The sequence below is a fragment of the Streptomyces venezuelae genome, from assembly GCF_008642335.1.
Lineage (GTDB): Bacteria > Actinomycetota > Actinomycetes > Streptomycetales > Streptomycetaceae > Streptomyces > Streptomyces venezuelae_F.
On record NZ_CP029191.1, the window covers coordinates 7488605 to 7498756 of the forward strand.

The window sequence follows — 10152 nt, forward strand, 5'->3', positions numbered from 1 at the left end:
TCTCGCATGTCCGACGACTTCCGCGAGACCATCCGCGACGGCGACAAGCGCGCGCAGCTCGAAGCGATCCGTGATCGTCTCGCCCTGGAAATGTCCGGCGAGTTCGACTGCTGCTCATGTGGCAAGCCGCGGCGATCTGCGGGCAGTGAGACCGCGGCCCTGGCACTGCGCCTGGTCAAGGTCATCGAGGATCTGGACTCCATCCCGAAGACCTCGGAGAAGTCCCAGCTCGATGAGCTGCGCGAGCGCCGCACGGGCGGCACAACGGGCGCCGCGCGCCGTCAGAACAGCCGCGGCCGTCGCAGGGGCTCCGGGGCATGAGCGGTGTTGTCATCCCGGGGCGCGGCGACCAGCGGCCCCGGATACTCAGTGCGCCGCCGCGCGTGTCCAGCGCGGGCGCCGATGTTGCGGAGCTGGCGGAGATCGCCGGTCTCCCCATGGACCCGTGGCAGCGCCTGGTGCTGGACGAGGCCCTGGGGCAGCGCCGTGACGGCTCCTGGTCCGCCTTTGAGGTGGGTCTCGTGGTGGGCCGCCAGAACGGCAAGGGCGCCATCCTCGAAGCCGTCGAACTGGCCTCGCTGTACCTCTTCGACGAAGAGCTGTGCATCCACAGCGCGCACCTCTTCGACACCAGCCTCGAAGCCTTCAAGCGCATCCTCGGACTGATCGAGAACACGCCCGACCTGGAACGCATGGTCAGACGGGTGTCCCGCTCGCACGGCGAAGAGGGCATCGAGGTCTTCCGCGACGGGGCCCTGCGCCGCCTGCGCTTCCGGAGCAGGACCGCAGGGGGCGGACGCGGCTTCACGTGTGACCGCCTCGTGCTGGACGAAGCAATGGTCCTCACTGACCAGGCGGTGGGCTCGATCCTGCCGACGCTGTCCGCCGTGCCGGACCCGCAGGTCTGGTACACGGGATCGTCCGGCACCAAGACGTCCACCGCGCTCGGACGGGTCCGCGCCCGCGGTCTCAAGGGCGGCGACCCTCGCTTGTGCTACCTGGAGTGGAGCGTCGATCCCTGCACGCAGTTCTGCCCGCCGCTGTGCGAGGACCATGACGCACAGGACTTCACGCCTGACCCGCGCTGGTCGCAGGAGGAGCACGACCGGCAACTGTCTCGCCTGTACGCGAGCTACCCGAAGGCGAATCCTGGCTTCGGCATCCGCATCGGCGGGGTGCACTCCCCGGAACGTTCCATCGAGCACATCGAGGCCGAACGCCGCAGCATGAGCGCGGAGGAGTTCGGGCGCGAGCGGCTCGGGGTGGGGGACTGGCCTGTTGAGGGCGAGTCGTGGCGAGTCATCGACGAGGCGTCGTGGAAGGCGTGCGTCGACACCGCGTCCATGCCGGACGGCGAGCTGTCCTTCGGTGTCGAGCTGGCGCCCGACCGCAAGTCCGGCTGTATCTGCGTCGCCGGACTGAACGCCGACTCCCTCACGCACGTCGAGATCACCAGCGACGGTGAGCAGCTGCTCGATCACCGCTCCGGGGACCGCTGGATCGTGCCGCGCCTGGTGGAGCTGCACAAGCGGTGGCGGCCCAGGGCGGTGGTCATCAACCGGGCCGGCCAGACCGGCGCCCTGGTCCGTTCGCTCGAAGACAAGGGCATCACGGTGATCTCGCCGACCGCCCGTGAGTTCGCGCAGGCCTGCGGCTCTTTCGCCAGTGCGGTCGTGCCGATGCGCGGCCATCACCCCACGCTCGTGCACCTGGATCAGGTCCCGCTGAGCACGGCCGTGGCAGGCGCCGACAAGCGCACCGTCGCCGACCTGTGGGCGTGGGACCAGCGGTTGGCAGCCGTCGACATCTCACCTCTGCAGGCCGCGACGCTCGCCGTGTGGGGCCTGCAGCAGAAGCCCGCCAGGAAGCCCGTCGAAGCCGGATGCGCCTGGGGGTGACTGCGTGGCCTGGTCGTGGAAGTGGCCTTTCTACACGCGCCCTACCAAGTCCTTCGTGCAGCCCGACTTCTGGTCCTTGGATGCCTCCCCGTTCGTGCCGAGCAGTACCGCCGATCGCGAGCGGATCGAGACTGATTTCGAGGGCTATATCGCGGGTGCCTTCAAAAGCAACGGGCCCATTTTCTCGTGCGTGGTCGCCAGGGAGATGGTCTTTTCCGAGGCCCGTTTCATGTGGCGCCAGTTCAACAACGGCCGCCCCGGTGATCTCTTCTCCAACGGCGCGCTGAACCTGCTCGAACGCCCCTGGCCGGGCGGCACGACCGGTGAGCTGCTCGCACGCATGGAGCAGGACGCCTCGCTGGCCGGAAACTCCTTCTGGACGCGCACGGACGATGCGGGCCGGTACGGCAACCGGGCAGGCGGTCCGGGGCTGCGGCTCGCGCGGCTGCGCCCCGACTGGGTGTCGATGGTGATCGGCAGTCATTCGGGGGACCTGTACGCGGCGGATGCACGCGTCATCGGCTACCTCTACGAGCCGCGCCTGTACGGACTCTCCAATGGCGGCTCACCACTGGCCGGTTCCGTGCTCCTGCTGCCGGACGAAGTCGCGCACTTCTCACCCATCCCCGATCCGGCAGCGCGCTTTCGCGGCATGAGCTGGCTGACGCCCGTGCTGCGCGAGATTGAGGCGGATACCGCGGCGACTGTTCATAAGAAAACATTCTTTGAGCACGCGGCCGTGCCGAACATGGTCGTCCGTTTCGACAAGGACGTCCAGAAGGAACAGTTCGACGCCTTTGTCGCAGCGTTCAAGGCCGGGCATCAGGGTGCGTTCAACGCGTACAAAACGCTCTTCCTTCAGGGCGGCGCCGACGTCACGTCACTGACCCACGACTTCCGGCAGCTCGACTTCACGAGCACCGTCGGCAAGGGCGAGGCGCGCATAGCGTCTGCCGCCGGGATTCCGCCGTCCTGGCTCGGCTTTTCCGAGGGCTTGCAGGGGTCGGCTCTCAATACCAACAACTTCGCAGCATCGAGACGCCGTTTCGCCGATGGCACCATGCGCCCGCTCTGGCGCATCGCAGCGGCAAGCCTCGAAGTGCTTTTCAGGCCCTCTGGCGCCAGTACGCACCTCTGGTACGACGACCGCGACATCGCCTTTCTGCGCGAGGACTCCCGCGACCGCGCCGACATCATGCGCGTCCAGGCCAACACCCTGGACGCCCTCATCAAATCCGGATTCGAGCCGGACGACGCCGTCCGGGCCCTCGTGAACGAGGACATCGGCCTGCTGATCGGTCATCACACCGGCCTCGTCTCCGTGCAGATGCAGCCCCCGCTGGACGCCAATGCCCCACCTCCCGTTCTTAGTACGGGTGAAAGCGATGTGATTGACGATGGATAAGAAGAGCGTCCGGGCGGGAATGCAGATCAAGGACGCGGCTAAGGGTGAAGTCACCGCCGTTTTCTCGACGTTCGACGTCAAGGACAAGGACGGCGACGTCACGCTTCCCGGAGCATTCCAGGACGGCGCGGAAGTCGTCGTGTCTGCCTACGGACACACCTCGTGGGGCGGTGCTCTGCCGGTCGGCAAGGGCGTCATCCGCACCACGAAGAGCGAAGCCGTCGCCGACATGCAGTTCTTCATGGACACGCAGCATGGCCGGGACTCCTTTTTCACGGTCCGCGAGCTGGCGAAGTCCGGGCTGGGCGAATGGTCTTACGGCTTTGACATCGTCGAGGCCGACCACGGCACATTCGACGGCGAAGAAGTCCGCTATCTCAAGGCTCTCAAAGTCCATGAGGTGAGTCCCGTGATGGTGGGCGCCGGGGTCAACACCCGCACGCTCGGGGTGAAGTCGCAGAAGGACGGGCCGGGCGGCGGTTCTTCGACTCCGTACCGCAGCGCCATCCGTCCTCACGAGACGGCCGCCACGGCTCTTCCGTGGGACGAGATGAAGACCGTCAACGAGCTGCCGTCCACCGCGCCGGTCTCCGATCTGCGCAGCGTATACGCCTGGGTCGATCCTTCGGGAGACCCGGAGTCGAAGAGCGACTACCGCATTCCCCATCACATGGGGATTGGCGGTGAGGCCAATGTCCGCGCCTGCCTGGCCGGTATCGCCTCGCTGAATGGTGCGCCCGGTGGTGTCTCGATACCCGAGGCCGACCGGCGCGGCGTCTACAACCACCTTGCCTCGCACCTGAACGACGCGGGGCGCGAAGTGCCGGAGCTTCGTAGCAGCCCCGGCGACACTCTCAAATTCGCAGACGAACTCGCGGCCGGTCTGGTCACGGTGTCTGCACTGAAACAGCGCGCACGGGCAGTCCTAGCTCTCCGGGTCGCGAAAGGGCGTGCACCGCTGAGTGCCGCAGCGTCGGATCTCCTCGAATGGATTCATGACGAACTGCGGGACCTGACAGCGCTCATTGACACGCCGCAGGAGGACGCAGCGCGCGAATACGTGCGCTTCCTCGCCCGTAATCGCCATACAGGAGACTGACGATGCCCGAAGTCCTCGAATTTCCCGCGCTCAAGGAGGCGCAGGGAAAGCTCGACAACGTGAATGCCAAGCTGGCCGAGATCTTCGACGAGGCGGGCCAGGCGTACGACCTCTCCAAGGTGAAGTGCATCAGGGGCACCTCCCACGAGAAGGCCGCAGAGATACGCAAACTGAATGACGAGGCCACCGACCTCGGTCGCCAGGTCGACAATCTCGTGCAGGTGCAGAAGGCGGCGGAACGCACCCGCTCTGCGCAGGAGGGCCGGGAGACCGGCGACGGCGCCGACCGCGATGAGCATGAGCGCGAAAGGGGCAAGCCCCAGAAGTCCTTCGGCCAGCTCTTCACCGAGTCCGCCGCGTACAAGCAGAAGCAGGGCAGGACCGGCCCGGAATCCACGCTCGACATCCACCTGAAGACGCTGCTGTCGGAGTCCGCCGGCTGGGCACCTCCGACCGTGCGCACGGGGCGCGTTGTCGACTATGCGACGCGGCCCATTCAGGTCGTCGACCTCATTCCGCAGACGACGACGTCGAATACCGCCGTCACGTACATGGAGGAGACGACCTTCACCAATGCGGCGGCCGAGACCGATGAGGGTGGTACGTACCCCGAGGCCGCGCTCGCGCTCACCGAGAAGTCGTCTCTGGTCCGCAAGATCGCGGTCTTTCTGCCGGTCACGGACGAACAGCTCGAAGACGTTGGCCAGGTCCAGGGATATGTGGACAACAGGCTGCCTTTCATGGTCCGGCAGCGGCTCGACGGGCAGATCCTCAACGGGAACGGGACCGCCCCGAACCTCCGGGGCCTGCTGAATGTGGTGGGAATTCAAACGCAAGCGAAAGGCTCCGACCCGGTGCCGGACGCGGTGTACAAGGCGCTGGTCAAGGTGCGTGTGACGGGCCGGGCCATTCCGAATGCCGTCGTCATGCACCCGACCGACTGGCAGAACATCAGGCTTCTCCGCACCGCCGACGGCATTTACATCTGGGGCAACCCGAGCGATGCCGGGCCGGAAAGGATCTGGGGTTTGCAGGTCGCGCAGACGGATGCGTTCACCTCCGCAGGCACAAGCCTGGTCGGCGACTTCGCCAACTACATCGAGCTGGCGGTGCGCCGCGGGATCGACGTCCAGGTGAGCAACAGCCACTCGACCTACTTCGTCGAGGGCAAGCAGGCACTCAGGGCGGACATGCGCGCCGCGCTCGTGCCCTACCGGCCCGCGGCGTTCTGCACGGTGACCGGTCTCTGATTCCCGCCGCAGGGGCGGACGGCGTGACGCCGTCCGCCGCCTGGCCATGTCTGGAAGGACAGTTCTATGCCAGTCCTGGACGGCACCGGCGGCGTCAAGACCGTGACCGGTGTCTACGACTTCGCAGTGGACGGCGGTGCCGCTGGCACGCTGACGCTGCGCAACGGCAGCGGCGATTCGCTGCCCAACGAAATCCCCGCCGGCGCGGTGGTGCTGGGTGGCTACATCGACGTGACAACGGCGTGCCTCAGTGCCACGGGAACGATGGCGTTCCAGATCGAGGGCGCCGCGGACCTGACGTCCGCGCTCGCGCAGGCCGGACTCACCACGGGCCTGAAGGCGGTGACCCCCAGCTTTACCGGGTCGACCGCCATCAAGACGACGGCGAAGCGGAGCATCCGCGTCGTCATCGCGACGGCCGCCTTCACTGCGGGGAAGCTCTCCGTCGTCCTCTTCTACAAGTAGGGGGCGCCGTGAAAATCGATCGGCACATCTGGCGCACCGAGAACAACGACCTGGTGTGGCACGGGCATCCGGACGCGGCCTTCCTGGAGCACCCGGCAGGTGATGACGTCGCGGACTCGATCCTGAAGCGCCATGGCCTGCTCAAGAAGCCGGACCCCGCACCGGAACCGGAGCCTGCCCCCAAGGCAGCACCGCAGCCCGCATCGAAGATGTCGAGGCCACCGCGCAACAAGTAGGCGGACGGGGGTCGTTCCTATGGCCCTCGGTGATGCGTACGCCACGGTCCCAGAGCTGAAGGTCCGCCTCCCCAACCTGGACGAAGTCGCCACGTACGACGACGTCCTGGAGGAAGCCCTCAGCTCGGTCAGCCGCGAGATCGAGCAGTTCTGCGGGCGCCAGTTCAACAAGGCGGATGCGGCAACGGTTCGCGAGTACGGGCCGGATGAGATCTATCGCCTGCGCGAGGGATCGACCGTCACGCAGTGGGTCCGGGTCGACGACTTCTACGACGTGACGGATCTCGTCATCGAGGTGGACGGTGCGGCCTGGACGCCCGCCGACTACGTATTGCACCCCCGCAATGGCGTGGTCGACGGGATGCCCGGCTGGCCCTACTACGAGATCCACGCTGCGGGGTCGCTCAGCTTCGGCACCGAGGTGAGCGTCACGGCGAAGTGGGGTTGGAGTGCCGTCCCGGCACCCGTGAAACAGGCCTGCCTGATCATGGCCGCCGAAACGTTTCAGATCAAGGACGCTCCTTTCGGCGTTGCCGGATCGGACGCTTTCGGTGCCATCCGCGTGCGCGACAACCGCATGGCGATGACGAAGCTTTCGCGCTATTGCCGCGATCCGATCCGAGTGAGGTGACATGGCATCCCTCGCGGAAATCAGGGCTGCGCTGAAGACGACGCTGAAGGCCGCCATCCCGGATCTCAGCGTCTATACCGAGGTGCCGTCGGTCAACCAGGTTCCAGCTGCGGTGCCGATGCCTGCGCCGCGCCCCGACGGAATGACCTGTGATTTCGACGGGGCTTTCGGTGGGGGTCTGGATACGTGGACTCTCGACCTCTTCATCCTGGTCGGCTACGGAGACCCCGCCCTGGCGCAGAAGGCACTGGACCAGTTTGTCACAGGAACGGGCTCAAAAAGCATCCGGCGCATCATCTTCGAAACTCCGGATCTCGGACTGGCCGACGGAACAGATGCTCACGCGGAGGGAATCCGCGAGTACGGCGGACATTTCGCTTCCGCCGGAATCCCGCATGTGGGCGCTGTCGTGCGCCTCACGGTACGCACTCCCAGCACTTGAGTGAGGAAGCATGGCAGCACTCACGACGCGATTCATCGTCAATGCGGGGACGGCGCCGACGACGGGCGCCGCCTCGGTCAGCGATACCGCCGAGATCGGGAACGGCGTCAATTCGTTCCTCTACTACGAGAATACGGGCACACAGAAGACCGTCACGATCACGGTGCCCGGCAACAATTCCTACGGGCAGCCGAATCCCGATCCAGCGCTCACGCTGGCCGCAACCACGGGACGGCTCTGGATTCCGCTCCGCAAGGAATACGACCAGGGCGACGGCACGGGCCGTTGCGTCGTCACCATGTCGCCCGACGCCACGGGCGTCACGGTCGCTGTGGTGAGGATGAGCTGATGCCCCGGGCGAGCAATCGCCCGATACCCGAACCGCTTCCCGTACAGGACCGCCCGGCCACCCCGCCGCGGCGGTCTTTGCGTATCCCGAGGGAAGTCGAGAAGCCGCGGGAGTTCGAGGTCATCGGGCCGAAAGTCGTAGGCGGAAAGACAAGGGGCGAGCGGGTGACGCTCGCCCTTACTGATGCCCAGGAGCGGGCGCTTATCGAAGCCGGGCACGTGCGGCCCGTGAGCGATCGGCCGTCGCTGGCCGACAAGAAAGAAGACTAGCGATGGCCAAGATCGTGCTGCGCTCCTGCGACATAACCGTCAACGGAGTCAATTTCTCCGACCACATCAGTTCCGTCGAAATCAACCTCGTCAAGGACGAAATCGAAACCACGAATTTCAGCGGCCAGGGACGCGAGCGCGTCGCAGGCCTCAAGGATGACTCTTTCGTCCTGAACTTCCAGCAGGATTTCGCAGCGGGCGAGGTCGACGCGACGCTTTTCCCCCTCTGGGACCTGGAGACGGAATTCACGGTGGTCGTGAAGCCGACGGCCGCGGCGGTCAGCGCCTCGAACCCGAGCTACACCGGCACCTGCATCCTGCTCGAATACCAGCCGCTCAGCGGCGATGTCGGCGACCTCTCGGAGACCGAGGTCACCTTCCCGACGCAGCGCACCGGTATCTCCAGGGCGACCAGCTGATGGCCGCCCGGCAGGGAGTCAACGTCCATCTGGGCGAGGAGTTCAAGCGGGTCGCCAACTCTCTTCGGGAGGTCGACCGCGCGCTGCCGGGCAAGCTCCGCAAGGACCTGGAGAAGGCCGTCCGTCCGGCTGTGGCTGATGCGAAGGCACACGTACGCGCGGTGCCGGTGCAGGGTCAGAAGCACACCGGGCTGCGCCGTCGCATCGCGCGGGGTGTGAAGATCCAGGCGCGGACGTCGCGCAGTCCGGTCCTGCGCGTGCTGTCGACGATGACGGACCCGCAGGAGCAGGGACTGCCCGGATATCTGGACGACCCGGCCAAGGGCTGGCGCCACCCCGTATTCGGTAACCGCGACAAGTGGGTCAGCCAGCACACGGGCGCTCCCTGGTTCCGTGACGTCATGGCGGACCACCGCCCGGAGATGGAGCACAATCTCCAGCGCGTCCTCGACGACGCGGCCGAGACGATCGCCGCAGCGGGTCGCGGCTGATCGGCGGGCCGGCCGGGGTTCGCGGGAGCCCTGGCCGGCGCCGCGCACAGCGAAGCCCCCGGCACTGTGCCGGGGGCTTCTGTCCGCTTCTCAGCTGTTGGCCTTCTCGTACGCCTCGCGGATCGGGGCAGGGACGCGGCCGCGGTCGTTGACCTCGAACCCGTTGTCCCGCGCCCACGTGCGGATGGCTGCGGTGTCCTCGCCGCTGTTCGCTGCCTTGCGTGCCTTGGAGCCGTTCTTCACGCGGCCCGTCTTACGGCCCTTGTTCATGAAGGGACGCAGTGCCTCGAAGAAGGTGTCGAGGCTTTCCGGCGTGAGGTCGATCTCGTACCCCACACCATCCACGGCGAATGTGTGCGTCGCAATCTCTTCTGATTCTTCACCGGTCAGGTCATCGATAAGGGTTCTTACCACTTTTTGAGCCATGGCCGAATGCTACCCCCTCATTCCCTACCTGTAATCCCGCGATCCCGTGATCGAAAGGCAGCTTCTGATGGCACTTCTTTCTCGTGAACAGATCTTGAAGGCTGACGACCTCAAGACGGAGGACGTCGAAGTCCCGGAGTGGGGCGGCACGGTCCGGCTGCGGACGCTGACCGGCGAGCAGCGCGACGCGTTCGAGCAGTCGATGGTGGAGACCAAGGGCGGAAAGCAGAAGCAGAACCTCGCCAACTTCAGGGCCCGCCTGATCGCCAAATGTGTGATCACCAAGGACGGTGAGCTCATGTTCAGCCCTCCGGACATCAAGCCGCTGGGACAGAAGAGCGCGGCTGCCCTGTCCCGCGTCTTTGACGCCTGCCAGAAGCTGAACGGCTTCTCCGAGTCGGATGTCGAGGAACTGACCGAGGGTTTCGACGACGCCCCGCAAGGGCTCTCTACTTCCGGCTAGCCAGGGTGCTGGGCATGACGGTGCGCGAACTCCTCGCCCGGATCGATTCCCACGAGCTGGCCGAATGGGCGGCATACGAGCGCTATGCGGGGCCGCTCGACGAGAGCTATCTCGCGGATGTCCTGGCCGGCCTGCATGAACAGGTGCAGACCTTGAATCGCATGCAGGGCGCCGCGCACTTCACGGACCGGAAGCACAAGAAGAACCCGGCGCCGGAACCGAGGCATTACCCGCGTCCGCATGAGCTGTACGCGCTTCAGCATCCCGACGACGACCGCCCCGACGGGGGTGAGTCCGAAGAGGGGTGAC

At 66.1% G+C, this 10152-nt stretch carries 15 protein-coding genes; 14 read left to right on the forward strand and 1 reads right to left on the reverse strand.

Features of this window, described 5'->3' with window-relative positions:
• Positions 1-6: 6 nt before the first annotated feature.
• The 12 genes from DEJ49_RS33430 (at position 7) to DEJ49_RS33485 (ending at position 8954) form a co-directional block, all read left to right on the forward strand.
• On the forward strand, positions 7-321 hold the full coding sequence (locus DEJ49_RS33430; protein WP_150187567.1) for a hypothetical protein: 315 nt from the start codon (positions 7-9) through the stop codon (positions 319-321).
• Positions 318-1898 (forward strand): hypothetical protein, encoded by a 1581-nt coding sequence (locus DEJ49_RS33435; protein ID WP_150187568.1) that lies wholly within the window; start codon positions 318-320, stop codon positions 1896-1898. Before DEJ49_RS33430 ends, DEJ49_RS33435 begins: the two co-directional genes overlap by 4 nt.
• A gap of 55 nt (positions 1899-1953) precedes the next feature.
• Positions 1954-3303 (forward strand): phage portal protein, encoded by a 1350-nt coding sequence (locus DEJ49_RS33440; protein WP_150187569.1) that lies wholly within the window; start codon positions 1954-1956, stop codon positions 3301-3303.
• Positions 3296-4402, forward strand: coding sequence for an HK97 family phage prohead protease (locus tag DEJ49_RS33445; RefSeq protein WP_150187570.1), 1107 nt, complete (start codon positions 3296-3298; stop codon positions 4400-4402). Before DEJ49_RS33440 ends, DEJ49_RS33445 begins: the two co-directional genes overlap by 8 nt.
• Positions 4403-4404: 2 nt before the next feature.
• Positions 4405-5652 (forward strand): phage major capsid protein, encoded by a 1248-nt coding sequence (locus tag DEJ49_RS33450; protein ID WP_150187571.1) that lies wholly within the window; start codon positions 4405-4407, stop codon positions 5650-5652.
• 66 nt (positions 5653-5718) lie between these two features.
• A complete protein-coding gene (locus DEJ49_RS33455; RefSeq protein WP_150187572.1) occupies positions 5719-6117 on the forward strand; it encodes a hypothetical protein in 399 nt (132 codons plus the stop codon).
• Between the two features lie 8 nt (positions 6118-6125).
• Positions 6126-6353, forward strand: a complete 228-nt coding sequence (locus DEJ49_RS33460) for a hypothetical protein (protein ID WP_150187573.1) — start codon at positions 6126-6128, stop codon at positions 6351-6353.
• A gap of 19 nt (positions 6354-6372) precedes the next feature.
• Positions 6373-6984 carry a hypothetical protein gene (locus DEJ49_RS33465; protein WP_150187574.1) on the forward strand — a complete coding sequence of 204 codons (612 nt, stop codon included), beginning with the start codon at positions 6373-6375 and terminating at the stop codon, positions 6982-6984.
• 1 nt (position 6985) lies between these two features.
• A complete protein-coding gene (locus DEJ49_RS33470) occupies positions 6986-7426 on the forward strand; it encodes a hypothetical protein (RefSeq protein ID WP_150187575.1) in 441 nt (146 codons plus the stop codon).
• Between the two features lie 10 nt (positions 7427-7436).
• Entirely contained in the window at positions 7437-7775 is a 339-nt protein-coding gene (locus tag DEJ49_RS33475) for a hypothetical protein (protein ID WP_150187576.1), read from the forward strand.
• A 271-nt stretch (positions 7776-8046) separates the two neighbouring features.
• Positions 8047-8463: a hypothetical protein gene (locus DEJ49_RS33480; RefSeq protein WP_150187577.1), complete on the forward strand. Its 417-nt coding sequence runs from the start codon at positions 8047-8049 to the stop codon at positions 8461-8463.
• Positions 8463-8954 (forward strand): hypothetical protein, encoded by a 492-nt coding sequence (locus tag DEJ49_RS33485; RefSeq protein WP_150187578.1) that lies wholly within the window; start codon positions 8463-8465, stop codon positions 8952-8954. Before DEJ49_RS33480 ends, DEJ49_RS33485 begins: the two co-directional genes overlap by 1 nt.
• 90 nt (positions 8955-9044) lie before the next feature.
• On the opposite strand, the gene DEJ49_RS33490 is transcribed toward DEJ49_RS33485, so the two are convergent.
• Positions 9045-9380, reverse strand: coding sequence for a histone-like nucleoid-structuring protein Lsr2 (locus DEJ49_RS33490; protein WP_150187579.1), 336 nt, complete (start codon positions 9378-9380; stop codon positions 9045-9047).
• A 94-nt stretch (positions 9381-9474) separates the two neighbouring features.
• On the opposite strand from DEJ49_RS33490, the gene DEJ49_RS33495 reads away from it, so the two are divergent.
• Complete coding sequence (locus DEJ49_RS33495) at positions 9475-9843, forward strand: hypothetical protein (RefSeq protein ID WP_223833095.1); 369 nt, start codon at positions 9475-9477, stop codon at positions 9841-9843.
• Between the two features lie 14 nt (positions 9844-9857).
• Positions 9858-10151, forward strand: coding sequence for a hypothetical protein (locus tag DEJ49_RS33500; protein WP_150187581.1), 294 nt, complete (start codon positions 9858-9860; stop codon positions 10149-10151).
• Position 10152: the final 1 nt, after the last annotated feature.